Raw genomic sequence first — 19,241 nt, 5'->3', positions numbered from 1 at the left:
GTGCCATAGAGCCCGACATGCAACTTTCGCTCAGCGTCGTCAAAGTGATCGCCCGAGATGCAGCCGGAAAAACTTATATGGGATCCGGCGTCATTATAGCGCCGGGCAAGGTTGCGACCAATTGTCATGTCACGCGAAATGCGGAGCAAATCGTCTTATTTAAATCGGGCCATGCTTATCCGGTGTTGAAACAGGCCGCCCTGACGGAATTGGATGCTTGTATTCTCGAAACCGATTCCATTCCTTTACCTGCTGCGAAGCTGGCTTTATCCGCAGACTTCGCGGTTGGAACGCCGGTTTACATGTATGGCTATCCTTTCGCCTTAGGGATGCGCTCCAGGCCGGCCTCGATCGTTGCCTTTCATCCCTATCGTGCCGGTCATGTGCTCGAAATCGATGCCGGTTTCATGCAAGGAGCCAGCGGCGGCGGTATTTTTAACGAAGCGGGCGAATTGGTCGGTTTGATGACCTTTATCGGAAAGGACGGCAACGATTTCCATTATTATGTGATTCCCGCCGACTGGTTGCTCAAAGCGGCGCAAGCGCCTTTTGTCGCGGTCCATGCTTTCAAAGGACTCAGCTTTTGGGAGAGCGGCTCTTTCAAGCCTGAAACCAAATATTGAGATAAGGTATCGATTTGGTTTCCGACTTGTTATAGCGACACTGAAATTGCGATATCTTAAAGATATGTTATATTGTAACAATTAATTCAATACAAAGACCTTCCCAATGTTTATCGAAGACGCACCATCCAAGTTGCCAGTAACGGTTTTGTCCGGGTTTTTAGGGGCCGGTAAAACCACTCTGCTCAATCACATTTTGACCAATCGGGACAATCTCAAGATCGCCGTGATCGTCAACGACATGAGCGAAGTCAATATCGATGCCGCGACGGTCAAGAACGAGATCGAACTCAACCGTTCCGAGGAAAAACTGGTTGAAATGAGCAACGGCTGTATCTGCTGTACGCTGCGCGAGGATTTGCTCATTGAAGTCGGACAAATGGCTCGCGAAGGCCGTTTCGATTATTTGTTGATCGAATCGACCGGTATTGCCGAACCGATGCCGATTGCCGAAACCTTCACGTTTCGTGACGAAGAAGGTCGCAGTCTATCCGATGTCGCGCGGCTCGACACCTTGGTGACCGTCGTCGATGCGGTCAATTTCATGCGTGATTACATGGAAGCCCAATCCTTGAAGGAAGTCGAAGCCGAATTGGGCGAGGACGACGAACGTAATATCGCCGATCTCTTGGTCGATCAAATCGAGTTCAGCAATGTCATTCTGATTTCCAAGGTCGATCTGATCAGCCGCGACGAACTGGCCAATTTGACCGGAATACTGACGCATTTGAATCCCGATGCGGAAATTATCCCGATGATCATGGGACAAGCTCCGCTCGCCAAAATTTTGAATACCGGGAGATTTGATTTTGACAAAGCGTCGCAGGCACCCGGTTGGCTCCAAGAGATGCGCGGGGCGCATACGCCCGAAACCGAAGAATACGGCATCGCCAGTTTTGTTTATCATGCCCGCCGTCCGTTTCATCCGGGGCGTTTCTATGACTATCTGCACTACGGCGATTGGAATAACGGGACATTATTGCGCTCGAAAGGCTTTTTTTGGCTCGCGTCGCGGCCCGAATGGGTCGGTACCTGGTCGCAAGCCGGCGGCATCATGCAGCACGGTTGCGCAGGCCGCTGGTGGGCTTCAGTGCCGAAAAGCGAATGGCCCGAAGCCTATAAAGCCGATATCGAAGCGCAGTGGCAGCCGCCGTTCGGCGATTGTCGCCAGGAATTGGTGTTCATCGGACAGAATGTCGATGCCGAACAAACTCGGCGCGAGCTCGATGCCTGTTTATTGACCGATGAAGAGCTCGCGGCGGGAGCCGAAGCTTGGCAACACTATCAAGACGATTTTCCGCCTTGGCTGGAAACGGCTGCAACGGAAGTCGAAGAAGTCATGTATTGAACGAGGTAAATCATGTCCGCCTTAGCCCAACCTCTATTTCGCGCGCCTTATTCGGAAGCGGTTCAGTCCGACGATTTGGCCGATTTAAGCAGAATCTATCAGGATGAAGTCAACCTATGCGTGATCGAGCGAAGCATCGATCCGCGTATCGAGTCGTTCATCGATTCATTGCTCGCAAGCCCTCAAGAAATCAGCGAGATTCATAATCTTTCGATCGCCGATTTCGATTTTAGCGGCTTGATTCCTCATGCATCGACTATCGACGGCTATCTTGAATTTTATCGCGACGCGGCGATGCTGACGACGCTGTTTTGCGATTTATTCGAGCTCGAGCGCGTCGGCTTGCGTTTGCGAACCCTCGACCGGCCGATGTGCCCGAAATTCCATGTCGATCATGTGCCGTGCCGCATGGTCTCGACTTACGGTGGCATCGGTACCGAATGGCTCGAAGACCGAGCGGTCGACCGCGCCAAATTGGGTATCAATACGCATGGCTTAAACGATAGGCAAGCCGGCGTAATTTTGGACGAATCCTCGATTCATCGAATGCCCGCATTTTCGGTCGGTCTGCTGAAAGGCAGCAATTGGGCCGGGAACGAACAGCACGGCGCGGTGCACCGTTCGCCGAATCCGAGCGAAGATTGCCCGCGACGGCTGTTATTGACATTGGATTTTGCCTAATGAACTTTACTGAGGAATATGCACACAATGACTTATACAAGTAATAGGCTTTGCGGCGGTTCATTGACTCGCTTGAAAGGACGCCGTGAATACCTCCATGTAGGCTTGACGGCGGCTATCCCTGCCGCCGACACCTTTCAATCGAGCCACCGCCCCCCCTTCCACCAGTTGTCGAAGTTATATCATGCTCGTTCTTAACGGTATACCGTCTACCTACCAAGAATGGCGCCATTGCATCACCGTCGATTGCAATATTGCACTGACTGAGCCGTTTGTCGGCGAGCGGATTGCCATATTGAGCAATGCCGGATGCGAAGAAACCCGGCGCTTCGAGCAACTTTACGGCATAGAGCACCGAAAAGCCGTATTGGGTTGGTTCAGGCAGGCGCAACAAGAATCGACAAAGAAAATGCTGCATTCATGATCGAGCAAAACGAAAATCGTGATGTAGGTGAGGCGCTTCCGTGGGCCGACGTGTTAACCGGTCTGCCGTTCAATGAACAAGGCCTGGTGCCGGCGATCGCGCAACAATACGATACCGGTGAAGTCTTGATGATGGCCTGGATGAATCGGGATGCGATACTCGAAACCTTGCAGCACGGGCACGTCTGTTATTGGTCCCGGTCGCGTGCGAAATTGTGGCGCAAAGGCGAAAGCTCGGGGCAAATCCAAATGCTGAAAGAATTTTATTTGGATTGCGACGGAGACACTTTGCTGCTGAAAGTCGACCAACAAGGGCCTGCCTGTCACACTGGGCGGCGCAGTTGTTTTTACAATAGGGTGAGCGGTGATCGTGTTGAAGTCGTCAGCGCGCCGCTTATAGCGCCCGATCAATTATACAAACAGTCCCATGGAGCCGAATCATGAACGAAGCGAACGCATTCAATCCCGTACCTGTGACCATTTTAACCGGTTTTCTCGGAGCCGGGAAAACGACATTGCTGAACCGCATCTTATCGGAGGATCACGGTCACCGGATTGCCGTGATCGAGAACGAGTTCGGAGAGGAGGGGGTCGATAACGACTTGCTGATTCAAGGCGAAGAGCAGATCGTCGAAATGAACAACGGCTGTATTTGTTGTACCGTGCGCGGGGATTTGGTGCGCATACTCGGCGAATTGGCCGACAAACGCACGGCCGGTGGGGCCGAATTCGATCGCGTGATCATCGAAACGACCGGATTGGCCGATCCGGCACCGGTCGCGCAAACCTTTTTCGCCGACCGGAATATTGCCGACTTTTACACGCTTGATGCGATCGTGACCGTGGTTGACGCAAAGCACGCCTCAAACCAGCTTGACGATCATCACGAGGCGCAAGAGCAAGTGGGTTTCGCCGATCGTTTGTTATTATCCAAAACTGATTTAGTAAGCGCTGAAGAGGTCGAAAATCTCGAAAACCGTTTGCGGGCGATGAATTCGCGGGCGCCTATTCGGCATGTCCATTTCGGTTCTTGCGACATAGGCGAAGTACTCGACATCCGGGGGTTTAATTTGCAGGCGATTCTGGAGATCGAGCCGGATTTTCTCGAAGACGTCACTCACAAACACGACGATGACATTTCGTCTTTCGTTTATCGTAGCGACCGCGCTTTCGATGCGGCCCGGATCATGGCTTTTTTTGATGTCATGGTGCGAGTCTACGGCGAAGATTTGTTGCGCTACAAAGGCATCCTGCAGATCGAAGGCCAGGAAAACCGGATCATCTATCAAGGCGTGCACATGATGATGAATACCGATTTCGGTAAACCTTGGTCGGCGGATGAAAAAAGTGAAAGCGTGATGGTATTCATCGGGCGCGATTTGCCGAAGCAGGCCTTTATCGACGCGATGGACGAATGCCGGGTTCCTGCCGTAGCGTAACTCCGTATGCCGATATCTGCCGAAGTCATTTTCTATACGCTGAGTGCATCGTTACTGGTCAGTCTCGTATCGCTGAGCGGTGCTTTCGTTTTTTACCTGGACAGGCAATTGCTCAAGCGGCTGCTGCCCTATCTGATCGCGTTGGCGGTCGGCGTTTTATTGGGCGACGCCTTCATTCATTTGATACCCGATGCGGCGGAACGCCAAGGGTCGATAGCCACGGTTTGTTTGACGACCTTGGCCGGCGTGTTTTTGTTTTTCGTGCTCGAGAAAATCGTACGTTGGCGTCACGACCATACCGTATTTGCCGACGACTCGATCAAGCCGATGGCGAAGATGAATTTGATGGGCGATGCGGTTCATAATTTTGTCGACGGTATTTTAATCGGCGGCAGTTTTTTGGTGGATCCCGTTATCGGGCTGACTACGACGCTTGCCATCGTCGTTCATGAAATACCGCAGGAGATAGGCGATGTCGGCGCACTGGTTTACGGCGGATATAGCCCTAAAGATGCCGTGCTGTATAACTTTTATTGCTCTTTGACCGTGGTTATGGGTGCGGTGTTTACTCTGCTGCTTGGGCAGTTTGCCGAGGCTTCGTTGATTTTGCTGCTGCCGATAGCAGCAGGGGGATTTATTTATATTGCCGCGACCGACTTCATTCCGGTATTGCATGAACATTCGAGCCTACGCAATCTTTGCGGACAATCGTTCGTGTTCGCTTTAGGTATCGGTTTCATGCAAGCGATCGTCGTACTCGAGGGGAATTTATTGATGCCGTGAAAAAGGTAGGCCAAGCTTTAAACCTGCTCTACGCGCAGGCCTGCTTGAATGGCGGCGGTAATCTGTCGTTTGTCGGAGGAAATGAAAACATCGGCTTGCAAGACTATGGCGCTGCCGATATGTATGGCATCCATTCCTCGAGGTGTGTTGTTTTCCAAGCTGGAAACTGCATGCATCAATACTTGCGGAGACAAATCGCAAATCGCTGCGTCTTCGATGTCGGCCATTAAAAGCGATTTTAGTTGTCGGTATTGAACATCGGTGATTTTGTTGTCACGGTATAAACGACAAAATGCCGAGATAATTTCCGGCAAGGCAATGCCGGATAAACCGATTTCTGTTGCTTTGTCGCACCATTGCAACACGCTATCGGTTCCGTGCTCGCTGATGTAGCGCTTTACAAAAGCTGAGCTATCGAAAAATACGCGCATGATTAAAGTCGATCTACAGCCCGGCTTCGCGCTCTTCAATAATCATCCGGCTGATCGAAACGCCATCGAGTACTAAGGGTTGGGCTTTTCGACGTCGCCAAGAAGGTAAATCCGCTGTGATCGGGATGATGTCGGCGATGGGTTTGCCGTTACGTAGGACCCGAACCGATTCGCCGGCTTCGACGATATCGAAATACATTTTTGCGTGGTTTCGAATTTCGGTGAAGTTTGCTTGTTTCATGGTTACCCTTATGAATAAAACGTACAAAATAATGCACAGTATAACGATGCTTGACCAAATGACTCAACCCTTGATTTCTTCTTCAGCAATCATTTAAGGAATTCACACCATGCTGATTCGACTCAAAGGCGGGAAAGTTTACGATCCTGCGCAAGCGCTCGATGGCGAGATTCGGGATATTTATTTCCGGGACAGTGTCATCGTCGACAAACCGGAAGCCGGCGCCATGATCGATGCCGATTACGACATCGCCGGCTGCGTGGTCATGGCCGGCGCGATCGATATTCACAGCCATATCGCCGGCGGTAACGTCAACACCGCGCGCTTGTTGCTGCCGGAACAGCACCGCAATTTCGTGGCGCGCAAACTCGGTCATCGATTCAGCACCTCCCGCTGGTCGGCGACCGAAACCGGTTATCGTTATGCCCGCATGGGCTATACCACCGTCGTCGAACCGGCCATACTGCCGATCAATGCCTTGGATGCGCATTTGCAGATGGCCGACATTCCGATCATCGACACGGCGGGGCTCGCGATTCTCGGTAACGACGATTATTTGTTGCGTTTAATGCGGAGCGGCGCGTCTCAATCGCAAATCAACGATTACGTCGCCTGGACCTTACACTCGACGCGTTGCCTCGGTTTGAAAGTCATCAATGCCGGCGGAGCGAATGCGTTTAAGTCCAATGCCCGTAGCTTCGATCTGGACGATGTCGTTCCCGAATACGGCGTCAGCTCGCGTCATATTTTGCAAACTTTACAGCGCGCCGCTTGTGAGGTCGAAATTCCGCATCCGGTGCATGTGCATTGCAACAATCTGGGCGTACCCGGCAATGTCGATACCGCATTGGCGACAATGGAAGCGGCTCAGGGCCTGCCGATGCATTTGGCGCACATTCAATTCTACGGCTACGGCAACGAAGGCGATCGAGGCTTTTCGTCGGCGGCCGCGAAGCTAATCGACGGATTCAAAAAACACCCGAACATTACGATGGACGTCGGCCAGGTTTTGTTCGGACAAACCGTCACGATATCCGGCGATGTGATCGCGCAATACAGCCGCAGGAACGATGCTTCGCCGAATAAATGGATCGCCTGGGATGCCGAATGCGAAGGCAGCGGCGGCGTCGTGCCTTACCGCTACAAAGAAACGAGTTTCGTCAACAGTCTGCAATGGCTAATCGGCCTGGAAATCTTCTTGTTGGCCGAGGATCCGTGGCGCTTGTTCTTCACGACCGACCATCCGAACGGCGCGCCGTTTACGATGTATCCTTACCTGATCCGCCTGTTGATGGATCGCGATTATCGATTGCAATGCCTCGAACAATTGAATCAGGAAGCGGTCGCGATGAGTCTATTGAAGGATCTCGACAAAGAATTTTCGCTCTATGACATCGCCGTGATGACCCGAACCGCCGCCGCCCGTTTGCTGGGCTTGCCGGACCGGGGGCATTTGCGGCCCGGTGCGGTAGCCGATATTGCCGTTTACCGCGAACAAGCCGATAAGGCCGCGATGTTCGCCGATGCCGAACTGCTGTTCAAAAACGGCCGCCTGGCCGTGCAAAACGGTGCGGTCGTCGAACGGTGCAACGGGACGGCACAAGTCGTTCAGCCGCTTTTCGATCACCGTATCGAACGCGATTTGCAAAACTATTACGACCGCTTCTACAACCTCGGCCTGGCCAATTTTACGGTCGGCGACGTCGATGCGGGGCAGGCCGATAGCGAACGTTTCCGCGCGCATGCCTGCGGCCGTCCTTATTTGGCGGAGAATGCCCGGTGAATCGGGCTTCTTCGAAAACGATTCAACGGATACCGGTGATCGTGCTGAGCGGTTTTCTCGGCAGCGGCAAAACGACGCTATTAAATCATCTGCTCCGCGCCGCACCGCATTCGGCTGTGATCATTAACGAATTCGGCTCGACGCCGATTGATCAAGAATTGCTCGCGGAGCATAAGATCCCGTTAACAACGCTGTCCGGCGGTTGTTTATGCTGCCAAGTGCGCGGCTCGTTGGCGCCGATGTTAAAAAATCTGCGCATGGCCTACGATGCAAAGCCGGTCAAACCGTTTAGCCGTATTTTTATCGAAACCAGCGGCGTGGCGAGTCCCGAGCCGATTCTCGATAAGCTGTTGAACGAACGCTGGCTGGCGCCGCGCTATCGTTATCAAGGCATGATTACGACCGTCTCGGCGTTGGCCGCCGAAACCTATCTGACGCGCTTTCCCGAAGCCCAAGCGCAGATCGCCTGGGCCGATAAGCTCGTACTGACCCAAGCCGATTTGGCCGAGGCGGCGCAAGTCGAACGCGTGCAAAACCGACTGCAAGAATTAGCGCCTTCGATTGCGCATCTCGAATCGGCACAAACCTCCGGTTTGGCGGAGGCTCTGCTCGATTTTGGCGGCCTATTTCGCCCGATCGCTCAACCTCGGTCGGACGATTTACCCGAGCACGGTTTCAATAGCGTGTCGTTGCAACTGGAACAACCGGTTGCTTGGGCGCGCTTGCAAGCGGTGCTTGAAATACTGCTCAGCGACCCGCAAAGTCATATCGTCAGAGTGAAGGGCGTGATTTTTACCGAAGAACACGATGGGCCGATGGCGGTCCACGGCATTGCCGGCCATTTGTTTCCGCCGGCGCCGATGCCGCTGCGGGAGAATGTCGATAACCGAGGGCGCCTGGTCTTTATCGCCGGCGGCGACATCAAGACCTTGGCCGAAACCGTCATGAACGCATTGCGGCAATGAGATATCGACTCCGGCGTTCAATATTTATTTAAAGGAATTCATCAATGAACAATCAATCAAGCATCCCCTCTTTAGAAAACTCTATTGTCGACGTGCAAGGCATTGCCGACTCGCGGCGTATTGCGATCGACAAGGTCGGCATCAAGGCGATTCGCCATCCGATACGGGTTAAAGATCGGTCGGTCGGCGAACAGCATACGATCGGTTTATTCGATATGTATGTCAATTTGCCGCACGACTTCAAAGGCACGCATATGTCGCGCTTCGTTGAGATTCTGAATCAACACGACCGCGAAATCAGCGTCGAATCGTTCGGCTTGATGCTCGAAGAAATGGTGCAGCGCTTGGATGCACAGTCGGGCTACATCGAAATGCAGTTTCCGTTTTTTATCGACAAAGCCGCGCCGGTCAGCGGCGTGCGCAGCCTGCTCGATTATCAAGTGAGCTTGATCGGCGAAATTGCCGGCAGTGAAGTGCAAACGCGTATCAAAGTCGTCGTCCCGGTCACCAGTCTTTGCCCATGTTCCAAGACCATTTCGGACAGGGGCGCGCACAATCAACGGTCTCATGTGACGCTGACGGTACTGATCAATGATTTCATCTGGATTGAAGAGTTGATCGATCTGGCCGAACAAGAAGCGTCCTGCCAAATTTACGGATTGCTGAAACGCCCCGACGAAAAATATGTCACCGAATACGCTTACGACAATCCCAAATTCGTCGAGGACATGGTGCGCGATGTCGCAGCCCGGTTGGAAGCCGAACCTAGAATCAGCGCCTATATCGTCGAATCGGAAAACTTCGAATCGATTCATAATCACTCGGCTTATGCATTGATCGAGCGGGATAAGCGTTAACATTTTCTCCAAGGCGCACTTCGCCTAAATCCGGATCGTCAGCAGCTCGTGGATATTCGTCGTATACGAAGGCGATTTAAATTGCTGCCGCATCCGCCAGCGTTGACTGAGGATTTCGCCGGCATAGCGAATGCTACTTCTGCCGTAGCGGCGGTTGATAGCGTCGAGCGTCTGCATCAATTCGTCCGAGCGGTTCGACTGTTCGCCACCGTTAAATAGCGACAATTGCGCCACGCCCTCCGGCAACAGTTCCGGTAACAACACGCCGGCGCGCTGATAGGAAAGACACGGTCGGAAGATTCGCGCCAGCCCCCGTTGCGCGGCTCGTTGCAGTTGCGCCGAATCGTGCGTGGGCAATTGAAATTCGAATGTGGCGCTGTTCGCATAAAAGGGCTGCCGTGTATCGAACGGACTGGTTTCAACGAAGACCGTCAAGGCATGCGCCGCGAGCTTGTGTTGCCGGCATTTTTCCGCCGAACGGGTAGCGAAATAGGTCACGGCAGCGCGCAGATCGTCGTAGCCGGTCAATTTTTCGCCGAAACTGCGCGAGGTCAGAATTTGTTTTCTCGGCGCAGGGACGTCTTCGAGATCAAGGCAAGAAAGCCCGCGCAATTCATAGACGATACGTTCCATGACCACGCCGAAATGCCCTCGCAACCGTTTCGGATCGGATTGTTTCAGCGCCAATGCATCGGCAATACCTAACAAGTTTAAGCGCGATTGCGATCGTGCGGCGATGCCCCACAAATCGGTCAACGCGGTTTCCGCCAATACGGTATCGGAATCGTCCACAGTGCGCCAATCGAGCACGGGGCATTGCCGGAACCGGCCGCCTTTCGCCAAACGATTGGCCAGCTTGGCCAGGGTCTTGGACGGTGCAATGCCGATCGAAATAGGAATACCGGTCCATTGTTTGACGACAGCGCAAATTTCCAGGCAATAGCCGGTCAGGTCGGTATGCAGTCCGGTCAAATCAAGAAAGCATTCGTCGATGGAATACACTTCGATGCGCGGCGCGAACCCGGCCAAAACTTGCATGACGCGCCGGGACATATCGCCGTACAAGGCATAGTTCGAAGAGAGCACAGCGACGCCGTGTTGCCTTGCGAAACGTTCGATTTGAAAGAAAGGCGCACCCATCTTGATGCCGATGGCTTTTGCTTCGTTGCTTCGCGCGATGACGCAGCCGTCGTTGTTGGACAGCACGACAACCGGTTTGCCGTTCAACTCGGGCCGAAAAACCCGCTCGCACGAGGCATAAAAATTATTGCAGTCGGCGATCGCGAAGACTTTGTCCGAAGGATCAGGTCGGTAACGAACGGACGACATGCGCGACCTCGCCCCAAATGTGTAGATCCATGCCTTCTTTGATCGGCAAGTCCGGATAGTCCGGATTCTTGGCGCGCAAACAAACGGCACCGCACGACAAATCCAGGCACTTGACCGTCACTTCGCCGTCGATGACGGCGACCACGATCGAATTGTGTTTCGCCGTTAGCGAACGGTCCACGACCAGCATATCGCCGTCGTTGATCCCGGCCCCCGTCATCGAATGCCCCTCGACGCGCACAAAAAACGTCGCGGGTGGATTTTGAATGCAGAGTCGGTTTAAATCGATCGACGCTTCCAAATGATCGTCGGCGGGCGACGGAAAGCCTGCCGGTACTTTCGACGTGAAGAGCGGCAACTTCAGTGTCGAAGGCTGTGTAGCCGGGCCAAAAAACGGCAACGCCAAATTATCGGACAGCACGAACGCAGTAGGGCAAGCTTGAGCGTTACGATGTTGATAACGCGACAAAGGAATGACAATCATCGTGAACAAACTCCAAGCGCAGCAGATAGGAAGCGCATAGTACATCAAAACGGGTTTTGTTCTCAATTGGTTCTTGTTTTGAGACGGGAAGAGAAGGTCTTAGACGGTTTTCGATCAAAAGGGAGGTATATAGGAGTTGGGCTGTGTTAGACGATTTTTACTGGAGAAAACTATAGTTTGAGGTGTGAAAAATATGTCGGGTATAAATCGGACATAAGCGTGTCCTTTCAGCAATTCCCAATTTGGAGATCAAAAAGGGTGTGGGGTATGCTTGGCGAGGATGTCGGCAGCAGGGCAGATTTTTGCTCCATGCAAAATCTGCATTCACGCCATCCTTGGCGTTCGAGCTGCCGCCAAGCCCCCATGGATGGGTTTACGGCGTTCCTCGACAGGCATGCCCCACACCCTAAAATCGGCGAAACTGCTCAAACTGGGAATTGCTGGTGTCCTTTTTCGCTCTTGGCGTTTTCGTTTGGCTTCTTCTAGTCCTTGGCTTTGAAAGATCGCAGGGATGAATGGGATTTTTTTAGAAATGAGACAAAAATGCGAAAAGATTGATTTATCGATTCTTTTTTTCTCGTAAATCTTTGATTTTATGGCGCCCCGAACACGATTCGAACGTGTGACCTTCCCCTTAGGAGGGGGATGCTCTATCCAGCTGAGCTACCGGGGCTTGAATCGGATGACAAATTTTATCATAACTTTCTATATTAAGTTTCTTTGATTTCTAATGATTTCCCGTTCGAGTTTGGCTATGAAGCAGTCGAGTTAGTTTTGGTTTTACGGAGGTAAGTTATACCCTTTGCTTGTCAAATTTCGGCGTCGGGGTGCCCGTCAAAGGACGCCGTGAATACGTCCATGGCTCTATGACAGCATCCATGCTGCCAAAGCCTTTGCCGAACACCCCGACGCCTCCATACGCTAATGCCGAAATTTGAAGTGCGATAGGTATAAATGCGCTGAGGCCGCGATTGCATTGATTAACTTTATGATTTGATCCCGATCGGTTAGAAAATTGGGATTATCGTCGTTGTTTGATATTCCGATTTCTTGGGGGCGCTTGGTTTCGTGTTGAACAAATAAATGACGTAACGTATCCAGCATGGCTTGGTTCGGTTGAATCAAAACACCGGATTATACCGAAAATAATGTGCCGGAAAATAAGTCCAATTTGGTGTTGCCGTCAGGTCCGTAGGTATTAATCGTTTGCGGCTTTCCTTTGAGGATGTTCAACGATTGTCGAGTATGGCGTAGTAAAATTTCAGTTGATGCCCCGTTTTGTTCGTTGAGCAATTGGCATTTTTCGGTCGTTTTAATGAGCATTGTCCAGTTTTCGTCCGTTTTGGACGTATCGAATCCTGCCTGTATGGCGCGCTCTAAATAATCGCTTAGGCCTGCTCGGGTGTTGGGTAGTTTTTCCGTTTCGAGTATTTGCGCAAGTTGCTTGGCAAATAGATTAAGCTCTTGAGCGAGTAGTTGTTTTTGTCGGGTTATTTCATCGAACGTTTCGGCAAGCGGAGACTGCTTTAGCGTAATCGCCTCCTGTTGCAGTGCTTGATAAAGTTGTTCCGTTAATAATAAGCCATTGGTAATGAGTTTTTCAGCGATGGGAAATGTTTGGCTAATAAGAGTCATGGACTGTCCTCGGTACTCATTAATTCGAATTGACTGATTTTTTGCGCGATACGTTCCGGATCGATAGTATAGGTTCCTTCGGCTAGTGCTTGTTTTATTGAAGCAACGCGTTCGTTGTCGACTACCGGAAGACTTGCTGCTGAGTCCAATGCTCTTTTTATTTGACTGGAATTGGCAGTAATTTCGATACTGTCGTTATTAGGTTCTGATTTAATCATTGCGGCGCCAGCATCAATGCCGGGCTTTACCGGGCTTTTAGTTGCTGCTGTGCTGGGTATGCGGCTTGCAATGGGTTCGATAGCCATGACAAATTCCTCAAATAATTGGGTTCGGTATTGTTATCGGCAATGTTACGAATATATTTAGAGACATGACCTTAAATTATTGAATAATGGAAACCAAGCCAGGCTTGATGACTGTAGCGGTAATCGTGCGGCCGGACGAGACGTTTTTTACACGAATCGATTGACCTTTTACCCCGTCCATCATTGCTTTACCTTGCATGCGTACATTATAACCGGGCGACGAGGCGCTAATGGTTATTTTTTCTCCGCGTTTGATCAATACTGCATCCGTAACATTGTTAACGGTAACCACGGAACCCGCCGGTAAATTACGTAACGACTGTTTGTTTTCGACGGACTCGATTTGACTGAAATAGCTGCTTCTCAGGGTGGCTTGATCGCGTTTTTCGATGGTGAGCATTTGGCGAGTCAAAATCTGACCGCGGCTGACCGGTCTAGCCAGGACTAGCACGTCTTGCATTATTTTTAATGAGCCGGTCGTGAAAATCGACCAGGGTTTCGGTCCTTCGCCGCAGCGTACACCGACCGAAAAGCGTCCGGCGCGAAGCGGTTCATTATGCGCGGTGAAGGCGGTTAATTCGTCGGCGCATTTCGGTAATTTTAAACGGCTATCCAGCGGCGAAATGTGGATGTCGTAGTCGGCGGATGACCCTAGTTGACCGGTGATAAAGCGAGTCACTGTTTGATAGATCGATGCATGCGTTTGATAATGCGGCGCGGCGAAACCGCTTTGGTATGGCGCGAGCAAGACGAGTAGAGCAACGAATAGTTTGATGATCATGGTGTTCTGTCGGTTTTATGACGTTGTTATAAAACAAGCAGGAATAATGCCAGTCATTTATCTATAAGAAGTTTGATCGAAATTGATTATAATCCGTTCTGGTAGGCAGGAAACGGTGAATACCGACCGAGGCTATATACCTCGCGGATGTCTCGCCTTAGCTTCGGCATTCGTTGTGAGAATATTAACCAATAAGCTTGTTTCTCACTGCGCCTGGCATTGTCAAAGGTTTTGAGAGCACTTTAATCAAATCAAGCTTCCGCCCCATAAATGGTGCTGAAAAAAGGTATAATTGCGGGCGCAATTTGGTATTGACCTATATTTCAATGCAAACTGTTTTCGATTAGAAATCAATAATTATCGGAGTGATGTCAATGGCTGGAATTTTAGATGGGGTCGATCAGCGTACTCAGCTGGCAGGACATAATCGCTTTGAGTTATTGCTGTTTAAGCTTGGCGGACGACAGCGATTCGGCATCAATGTGTTTAAAGTTCAAGAAGTGATTCAATGTCCGGCTTTGACGCAAATTCCGAAATCGCATTCGGTGATTTGCGGTGTCGCGCATTTGCGAGGAAAGACGATTCCGGTTTTGGACTTGTCAATGGCGATCGGTATGAGGCCGATAGACCGTGACGAGAAATCTTATGTCATTGTCACTGAATACAACAGAACCATACAAGGCTTTTTAGTGGGTTCGGTGGATAGAATCATTAATATCGGTTGGGGCTCGGTAAAAGCACCGCCTTCGGGCTTGGGTCGGGAAGGTTATTTAACGGCGGTAACCGAGGTCGACGGCGATTTGATCGAGGTGATTGATGTCGAAAAAGTTATGAAGGAAGTCATCGGTTTACGCGAACGAGCCAGCGATGAGGTGATCGATAAAAATGTGTCGGGTGCCGGCGATCGAGTATTGATCGTTGACGATTCGATGGTTGCCAGAAATCAAATCAAAAAAGTTTGCGATCAACTCAATCTTCAATACGATGTGTTGAAAGACGGTTTGGAAGCGTGGGAGCATTTGTCCGGTTTGGTTCAGGACGGTATTGACTTGGAAAGCTATTACGCGATGATAATTTCCGACGTGGAAATGCCGCGCATGGACGGCTATACGCTGGCCACCAAGATCAAAAAAGACCCAAAGTTGAAGAATATCTATTTGGTATTGCACACATCGCTAAGCGGAGTATTTAATTCGTCGATGGTGCAGAAAGTTGGTGCCGACGAATTTTTGGCGAAATTCGAGCCGGACGAACTGGTCAAAACCATTCAAAAACGTTTGCAGATTTTTCATTCCTTATAAAGACCAGTAAGTCGGTGGTCGATCGCTGAAAATCTTGGAAACGGAGCGTTAGCGAAGTGAAGATTTTTAGTCCCCGATAGCCGTAGCACCGGGTGTTTTGCCGGAGTCTGCGCGAATAGCGCAGGCGGAGGCAAAATACAAGGCATCGCGACACGGCGTAAAGCCATTTGTGGGAGTGCTACGGAGCCGCATCGAGTATACGATGATGTGGCGTAGTGGCACGGACGCAGGGCGAATCGGGGCCGCCGAAGGCAATAATCGCCAAGTCATTTTTCGCTGCTGAAATCGGACGGACCCCATTTCAGCTGTCGCGAAAAATCTTGGCGCGCTTGATATACTTTTCGCACTTCAAATTTCGGCAGTGTCTGAGGAGGCGCCGGGGTGTGCGACAAAGGCTTTGCCAGTATGGAGCTGGCGTAGAGGGGATGTGATGTATTCACGGCGTCCTTTGACGGATACCCCGGTGCCGAATTTTGATCTACGAGGGTATAGCAGATTTTATCGCTATGCTTGATTCGCCGATTTTGGGTATAAGCGTTCAAACCGGCTCTTCCGGATTTCCCGTGGTAATTTGAAAAATTAGTGACAAAGCAAATTCTTAATGAATAAATTACATTTAATATCAGTTGCTTACGCTGAAAATCTTGGAAACGGAGCGTTAGCGAAGTGAAGATTTTTAGTCCCCGATAGCCGTAGCACCGGGTGTTTTGCCGGAGTCTGCGCGAATAGCGCAGGCGGAGGCAAAATACAAGGCATCGCGACACGGCGTAAAGCCATTTGTGGGAGTGCTACGGAGCCGCATCGAGTATACGATGATGTGGCGTAGTGGCACGGACGCAGGGCGAATCGGGGCCGCCGAAGGCAATAATCGCCAAGTCATTTTTCGCTGCTGAAATCGGACGGACCCCATTTCAGCTGTCGCGAAAAATCTTGGCGCGCTTGAAGAAAATCTTCTTTTCTTGTTCGGTGTCGATCCGCTATTACCACGGCAAGTACGAAAGAGCCTTCAAACCTCGCCTGGAATGTCTTCCGGCGACCATAAAAAAGGTTTATTAGATAGGTCTTGTTTTTTTAAATCCTTTTTCTAAAAGGGAATGAATGCTTAATTGGATAAATAACTAATGGAAATGACGCAGCAGGAATTTAAATATTTTCAGCAGTTTCTTGTTCGAGCATGTGGCATTGTTTTGTCTGATAGTAAGCAATATTTAGTGAAAAATCGCTTATCCGGACTGTTGCCGCAATTCGGCTTGAGCTCGTTTGTCGAGCTGCTTAAAGTACTGCAAAGCGAGTCTCATGCATCGTCAAAAATCAAGGTAGCAGTTATTGAAGCGATGACGACCAACGAGACGTTTTGGTTTCGCGATGAAAGTCATTTTGCCGAATTGACTGGAGCCGTTTTGCCGTCGCTTGCGGTCAAACGGAGCACGATTAAAGTCTGGTCGGCGGCTTGTTCTTCGGGGCAGGAGCCTTATTCAATTAGTATGTGTGTCGACGATATGATCAAAAACCAAGGTAAATCATTCTCGGTGAGTATTGTCGGAACCGATATTTCGGAAACCGTGCTTAGACAAGCTAGACAGGCTGTTTATTCGGAGGCTGCGTTATCTAGGGGTATCGATGCTACGCAGCAAAAGCGTTTTTTTATACCGGTTGAGGAGGGGTTTCGTGTTAAACCGGAAATTAGCGCCCGGGTAAAATTTCAGCAATTTAACCTACTTAAGCCTTTTTCGGTATTAGGACGCTTCGATGTGATTTTTTGCAGGAATGTATTAATCTATTTTTCCGATGCCTTGAAGAAAGATATCTTAACGCGTATGTCGCAAGCTATCGAACCGGGCGGATTTCTTTTTTTGAGTAGCAGCGAAGTACTGCCGGCCTCGGTGTCCGGGTTTGAAACAGTGCGAGGCGAACGCGGTCGGTATTATCGAAAAATCGGCTGATGCGCTGCCGAAAAATCGACATTCGAAAATATTGCTAGCATTCAGTTCTCTACTTTGTCAGTTTTAAGGTTAACGGTAAGACTCGGCTAACTAAAAAATAGCTTGACAATATGTTCAAGGCGTTGGCAGGCTTTCCTCTTTCCTCTTTCCTCTTTCCTCTTTCCTCTTTCCTCTTTCCTCTTTCACCGCTTCCGCAGCATAGCCTCTCCTAATAAGCCTGCGGTTAGATATTGCCGGTCGGGTTTGCCAACGGCGTGAAAAAATTGACGTCATTATTTGTAAACCCATGATAAGTGAGTAGAAATAGTCTATGGCATATGATGTGCTTATTTAATAAGTAACAAGTGTGAGAGGCTGCTACCATGACAATTAATTTCGATAAAGCATTAGGCATTCATTCCCAGGCATTGGCATTGCGCGAAAAACGCGGGGAGGTTCTTGCCTCCAATCTGGCTAATGCCGATACTCCAGGCTATAAGGCACGAGACCTTAATTTTCAATCGGTTCTAAAAACCGCGATACCGGATGCGTTGCCGATGGAGCGCACACGGAACGGACATATCTCAGCAAGCAACACGCTATTGGGCGCTTCTATGATGTATCGCAATCCGAATCAAGCTTCGTTAGACGGTAATACCGTAGAAGGTCATGTCGAGCAGGCCAAGTACGCCGAGAATGCCGTGCAATACCAAGCCAGCCTGCGTTTTCTAAACGGCAAGTTTTCGGGTTTAACGTCGGCCATTAAAGGAGAGTAATCATGAGCTCATTCCGTATTTTCGATATTTCCGGTAGCGGCATGAATGCCCAGTCGCTGAGGTTGAACCTGGTTGCCAGTAATATTTCCAACGCCAACAGCGTTAGCAGCAGTATTGATCAAACCTATAAATCGCGGCAACCGGTATTTGCGGCAGAATTGAAAAACATCATGGATAAGCAAAATGCCGCGAGTAAAGTCAATGTATTGGGAGTGGTCGAAAGTCAGGCGCCAACGGTCATGGAGTATGCGCCGAATCATCCGATGGCCGATCAATCCGGCTATATCTATAAGCCCAATGTCAACATCGTCGAAGAAATGGCCAATATGATGTCGGCTTCACGCTCTTATCAGAATAATGTCGAAGTGCTCAATACCGCTAAAGAATTGGTTTTGCAGACTTTGAGAATAGGTCAGTAAGCAAATAATTGGGAGGAAAAGCCAATGTCCATCAATTTTGACGCATTAAGAAACCTGGGTGTTAGAACAGTCGAAGATGCCCCTGTAAAAAAGCAATCGTTAGGTCAGGAACAGTTCTTGAAATTGATGACCACCCAATTGACTCATCAGGATCCCACCAAGCCTATGGAAAACGGCGATTTTTTGGGGCAAATGGCGCAGTTCAGCACCGTCAGCGGTATTCAAGACTTACAGAAATCGTTCGCTGAATTCGCCGGATCGATCAGTTCGAACCAAGCGTTACAGGCAGCCAGTTTAGTTGGCCGGTCGGTGCTAGTACCCGGTTCGGAAGGCGTGCTTTCGCTCAATGACAATATGAAAGGGGAAGTCGCACTGACCGGACCTACCGATAATCTCATCGTCGAATTTCAAAATCGTAATGGCGTCACGGTTAAGCAGCTGAATTTGGGGCGGCAATCGGCCGGTAATGTCGAGTTCGAATGGGATGGTCAATTAGATGACGGGACTTTTGCCAACCCCGGTGCCTATCGAATCAAAGCTAGTGCGAGTATCGACAATAAAAACACTGCTCTACAAACCTTTGTCAATGCAGGCGTCAACAGCGTCACATTGGGTAATGGCAGCAACGGCATTCAATTAAGTTTAAACGGTCTTGACTCGGTGAGATTCAACGATGTCAGGCGGATTTTTTAGCGTTATTTCATCAGGAGAGCGA

Annotated in this window: 22 protein-coding genes and 1 tRNA gene; 15 read left to right on the top strand and 8 right to left on the bottom strand. The window is 50.3% G+C overall.

What is annotated here, in order from left to right:
- Positions 1 to 17: 17 nt before the first annotated feature.
- The 7 genes from EQU24_RS16950 (at position 18) to EQU24_RS16920 (ending at position 5,297) form a co-directional block, all read left to right on the top strand.
- Positions 18 to 623 (top strand): S1 family peptidase, encoded by a 606-nt coding sequence (locus EQU24_RS16950; protein WP_017842439.1) that lies wholly within the window; start codon positions 18 to 20, stop codon positions 621 to 623.
- Between the two features lie 106 nt (positions 624 to 729).
- On the top strand, positions 730 to 1,971 hold the full coding sequence (zigA, locus tag EQU24_RS16945) for a zinc metallochaperone GTPase ZigA (RefSeq protein WP_017842440.1): 1,242 nt from the start codon (positions 730 to 732) through the stop codon (positions 1,969 to 1,971).
- A 12-nt stretch (positions 1,972 to 1,983) separates the two neighbouring features.
- Positions 1,984 to 2,652, top strand: coding sequence for a DUF1826 domain-containing protein (locus EQU24_RS16940; RefSeq protein ID WP_017842441.1), 669 nt, complete (start codon positions 1,984 to 1,986; stop codon positions 2,650 to 2,652).
- A gap of 184 nt (positions 2,653 to 2,836) precedes the next feature.
- Positions 2,837 to 3,076: a hypothetical protein gene (locus tag EQU24_RS16935; protein WP_014147318.1), complete on the top strand. Its 240-nt coding sequence runs from the start codon at positions 2,837 to 2,839 to the stop codon at positions 3,074 to 3,076.
- Entirely contained in the window at positions 3,073 to 3,519 is a 447-nt protein-coding gene (gene hisI / locus EQU24_RS16930; protein WP_017842442.1) for a phosphoribosyl-AMP cyclohydrolase, read from the top strand. Before EQU24_RS16935 ends, hisI begins: the two co-directional genes overlap by 4 nt.
- Positions 3,516 to 4,514, top strand: a complete 999-nt coding sequence (locus tag EQU24_RS16925; protein WP_017842443.1) for a CobW family GTP-binding protein — start codon at positions 3,516 to 3,518, stop codon at positions 4,512 to 4,514. Before hisI ends, EQU24_RS16925 begins: the two co-directional genes overlap by 4 nt.
- 6 nt (positions 4,515 to 4,520) lie before the next feature.
- A complete protein-coding gene (locus EQU24_RS16920; RefSeq protein ID WP_014147321.1) occupies positions 4,521 to 5,297 on the top strand; it encodes a ZIP family metal transporter in 777 nt (258 codons plus the stop codon).
- A gap of 17 nt (positions 5,298 to 5,314) precedes the next feature.
- Here EQU24_RS16920 and EQU24_RS16915 read toward each other — a convergent pair whose 3' ends face one another.
- Both EQU24_RS16915 and EQU24_RS16910 read right to left on the bottom strand, forming a co-directional pair.
- Positions 5,315 to 5,728, bottom strand: coding sequence for a type II toxin-antitoxin system VapC family toxin (locus EQU24_RS16915; protein ID WP_017842444.1), 414 nt, complete (start codon positions 5,726 to 5,728; stop codon positions 5,315 to 5,317).
- Between the two features lie 13 nt (positions 5,729 to 5,741).
- Positions 5,742 to 5,969, bottom strand: coding sequence for a type II toxin-antitoxin system Phd/YefM family antitoxin (locus tag EQU24_RS16910; protein WP_014147323.1), 228 nt, complete (start codon positions 5,967 to 5,969; stop codon positions 5,742 to 5,744).
- Between the two features lie 109 nt (positions 5,970 to 6,078).
- Here EQU24_RS16910 and EQU24_RS16905 point away from each other — a divergent pair, with 109 nt between their 5' ends.
- Genes EQU24_RS16905 through folE2 form a run of 3 tightly spaced genes read left to right on the top strand, consistent with a single transcriptional unit; the run spans position 6,079 to position 9,574 of the window.
- On the top strand, positions 6,079 to 7,752 hold the full coding sequence (locus tag EQU24_RS16905) for a formylmethanofuran dehydrogenase subunit A (protein ID WP_017842445.1): 1,674 nt from the start codon (positions 6,079 to 6,081) through the stop codon (positions 7,750 to 7,752).
- Complete coding sequence (locus EQU24_RS16900) at positions 7,749 to 8,717, top strand: CobW family GTP-binding protein (RefSeq protein ID WP_017842446.1); 969 nt, start codon at positions 7,749 to 7,751, stop codon at positions 8,715 to 8,717. Before EQU24_RS16905 ends, EQU24_RS16900 begins: the two co-directional genes overlap by 4 nt.
- Positions 8,718 to 8,761: 44 nt before the next feature.
- Entirely contained in the window at positions 8,762 to 9,574 is an 813-nt protein-coding gene (gene folE2, locus EQU24_RS16895; RefSeq protein ID WP_017842447.1) for a GTP cyclohydrolase FolE2, read from the top strand.
- 24 nt (positions 9,575 to 9,598) lie between these two features.
- Here the strand turns inward: folE2 and EQU24_RS16890 are convergent, their stop codons facing one another.
- The 6 genes from EQU24_RS16890 to flgA all read right to left on the bottom strand — a co-directional run bounded on the left by EQU24_RS16890 (position 9,599) and on the right by flgA (position 14,108).
- A complete protein-coding gene (locus tag EQU24_RS16890) occupies positions 9,599 to 10,903 on the bottom strand; it encodes a Y-family DNA polymerase (protein ID WP_017842448.1) in 1,305 nt (434 codons plus the stop codon).
- The gene (locus tag EQU24_RS16885) at positions 10,878 to 11,387 is read right to left on the bottom strand and encodes a LexA family protein (protein WP_017842449.1); all 510 of its coding nucleotides are present in this window, start codon (positions 11,385 to 11,387) and stop codon (positions 10,878 to 10,880) included. The genes EQU24_RS16890 and EQU24_RS16885 overlap by 26 nt, the downstream gene beginning before the upstream one ends.
- 596 nt (positions 11,388 to 11,983) lie before the next feature.
- Positions 11,984 to 12,060, bottom strand: a tRNA-Arg gene (locus EQU24_RS16875).
- Positions 12,061 to 12,521: 461 nt separating this feature from the next.
- The gene (locus tag EQU24_RS16870) at positions 12,522 to 13,022 is read right to left on the bottom strand and encodes a flagella synthesis protein FlgN (RefSeq protein ID WP_017842451.1); all 501 of its coding nucleotides are present in this window, start codon (positions 13,020 to 13,022) and stop codon (positions 12,522 to 12,524) included.
- Complete coding sequence (flgM, locus tag EQU24_RS16865) at positions 13,019 to 13,327, bottom strand: flagellar biosynthesis anti-sigma factor FlgM (protein ID WP_017842452.1); 309 nt, start codon at positions 13,325 to 13,327, stop codon at positions 13,019 to 13,021. Before flgM ends, EQU24_RS16870 begins: the two co-directional genes overlap by 4 nt.
- Before the next feature lie 76 nt (positions 13,328 to 13,403).
- Entirely contained in the window at positions 13,404 to 14,108 is a 705-nt protein-coding gene (gene flgA / locus EQU24_RS16860) for a flagellar basal body P-ring formation chaperone FlgA (protein WP_017842453.1), read from the bottom strand.
- Between the two features lie 374 nt (positions 14,109 to 14,482).
- Here flgA and EQU24_RS16855 point away from each other — a divergent pair, with 374 nt between their 5' ends.
- From EQU24_RS16855 to EQU24_RS16835, 5 genes are all read left to right on the top strand, one after another.
- Positions 14,483 to 15,409 carry a chemotaxis protein CheV gene (locus tag EQU24_RS16855; RefSeq protein ID WP_017842454.1) on the top strand — a complete coding sequence of 309 codons (927 nt, stop codon included), beginning with the start codon at positions 14,483 to 14,485 and terminating at the stop codon, positions 15,407 to 15,409.
- Between the two features lie 1,121 nt (positions 15,410 to 16,530).
- The gene (locus tag EQU24_RS16850; RefSeq protein ID WP_017842456.1) at positions 16,531 to 17,352 is read left to right on the top strand and encodes a CheR family methyltransferase; all 822 of its coding nucleotides are present in this window, start codon (positions 16,531 to 16,533) and stop codon (positions 17,350 to 17,352) included.
- Positions 17,353 to 17,714: 362 nt separating this feature from the next.
- Complete coding sequence (gene flgB / locus EQU24_RS16845) at positions 17,715 to 18,107, top strand: flagellar basal body rod protein FlgB (protein ID WP_017842457.1); 393 nt, start codon at positions 17,715 to 17,717, stop codon at positions 18,105 to 18,107.
- Positions 18,108 to 18,109: 2 nt separating this feature from the next.
- Positions 18,110 to 18,526 (top strand): flagellar basal body rod protein FlgC, encoded by a 417-nt coding sequence (gene flgC / locus EQU24_RS16840; RefSeq protein WP_017842458.1) that lies wholly within the window; start codon positions 18,110 to 18,112, stop codon positions 18,524 to 18,526.
- Positions 18,527 to 18,550: 24 nt separating this feature from the next.
- The gene (locus EQU24_RS16835) at positions 18,551 to 19,219 is read left to right on the top strand and encodes a flagellar hook assembly protein FlgD (RefSeq protein ID WP_017842459.1); all 669 of its coding nucleotides are present in this window, start codon (positions 18,551 to 18,553) and stop codon (positions 19,217 to 19,219) included.
- The last annotated feature ends 22 nt before the right edge of the window (positions 19,220 to 19,241 follow it).

The organism is Methylotuvimicrobium buryatense (assembly GCF_005931095.1).
Classification (GTDB): domain Bacteria; phylum Pseudomonadota; class Gammaproteobacteria; order Methylococcales; family Methylomonadaceae; genus Methylotuvimicrobium; species Methylotuvimicrobium buryatense.
This window is presented reverse-complemented; position numbering and strand designations above follow the sequence as displayed.

Excerpts from the sequence above, each read along its gene's own strand:
- EQU24_RS16950 (WP_017842439.1), top strand. The coding sequence starts at position 18 with ATGCAACTTTCGCTCAGCGTCGTCAAAGTGATCGCCCGAGATGCAGCC.
- zigA (WP_017842440.1), top strand. The coding sequence starts at position 730 with ATGTTTATCGAAGACGCACCATCCAAGTTGCCAGTAACGGTTTTGTCC.
- EQU24_RS16940 (WP_017842441.1), top strand. The coding sequence starts at position 1,984 with ATGTCCGCCTTAGCCCAACCTCTATTTCGCGCGCCTTATTCGGAAGCG.
- EQU24_RS16935 (WP_014147318.1), top strand. The coding sequence starts at position 2,837 with ATGCTCGTTCTTAACGGTATACCGTCTACCTACCAAGAATGGCGCCAT.
- hisI (WP_017842442.1), top strand. The coding sequence starts at position 3,073 with ATGATCGAGCAAAACGAAAATCGTGATGTAGGTGAGGCGCTTCCGTGG.
- EQU24_RS16925 (WP_017842443.1), top strand. The coding sequence starts at position 3,516 with ATGAACGAAGCGAACGCATTCAATCCCGTACCTGTGACCATTTTAACC.
- EQU24_RS16920 (WP_014147321.1), top strand. The coding sequence starts at position 4,521 with ATGCCGATATCTGCCGAAGTCATTTTCTATACGCTGAGTGCATCGTTA.
- EQU24_RS16915 (WP_017842444.1), bottom strand. The coding sequence starts at position 5,728 with ATGCGCGTATTTTTCGATAGCTCAGCTTTTGTAAAGCGCTACATCAGC.
- EQU24_RS16910 (WP_014147323.1), bottom strand. The coding sequence starts at position 5,969 with ATGAAACAAGCAAACTTCACCGAAATTCGAAACCACGCAAAAATGTAT.
- EQU24_RS16905 (WP_017842445.1), top strand. The coding sequence starts at position 6,079 with ATGCTGATTCGACTCAAAGGCGGGAAAGTTTACGATCCTGCGCAAGCG.
- folE2 (WP_017842447.1), top strand. The coding sequence starts at position 8,762 with ATGAACAATCAATCAAGCATCCCCTCTTTAGAAAACTCTATTGTCGAC.
- EQU24_RS16890 (WP_017842448.1), bottom strand. The coding sequence starts at position 10,903 with ATGTCGTCCGTTCGTTACCGACCTGATCCTTCGGACAAAGTCTTCGCG.
- EQU24_RS16885 (WP_017842449.1), bottom strand. The coding sequence starts at position 11,387 with ATGATTGTCATTCCTTTGTCGCGTTATCAACATCGTAACGCTCAAGCT.
- EQU24_RS16870 (WP_017842451.1), bottom strand. The coding sequence starts at position 13,022 with ATGACTCTTATTAGCCAAACATTTCCCATCGCTGAAAAACTCATTACC.
- flgM (WP_017842452.1), bottom strand. The coding sequence starts at position 13,327 with ATGGCTATCGAACCCATTGCAAGCCGCATACCCAGCACAGCAGCAACT.
- flgA (WP_017842453.1), bottom strand. The coding sequence starts at position 14,108 with ATGATCATCAAACTATTCGTTGCTCTACTCGTCTTGCTCGCGCCATAC.
- EQU24_RS16855 (WP_017842454.1), top strand. The coding sequence starts at position 14,483 with ATGGCTGGAATTTTAGATGGGGTCGATCAGCGTACTCAGCTGGCAGGA.
- EQU24_RS16850 (WP_017842456.1), top strand. The coding sequence starts at position 16,531 with ATGGAAATGACGCAGCAGGAATTTAAATATTTTCAGCAGTTTCTTGTT.
- flgB (WP_017842457.1), top strand. The coding sequence starts at position 17,715 with ATGACAATTAATTTCGATAAAGCATTAGGCATTCATTCCCAGGCATTG.
- flgC (WP_017842458.1), top strand. The coding sequence starts at position 18,110 with ATGAGCTCATTCCGTATTTTCGATATTTCCGGTAGCGGCATGAATGCC.
- EQU24_RS16835 (WP_017842459.1), top strand. The coding sequence starts at position 18,551 with ATGTCCATCAATTTTGACGCATTAAGAAACCTGGGTGTTAGAACAGTC.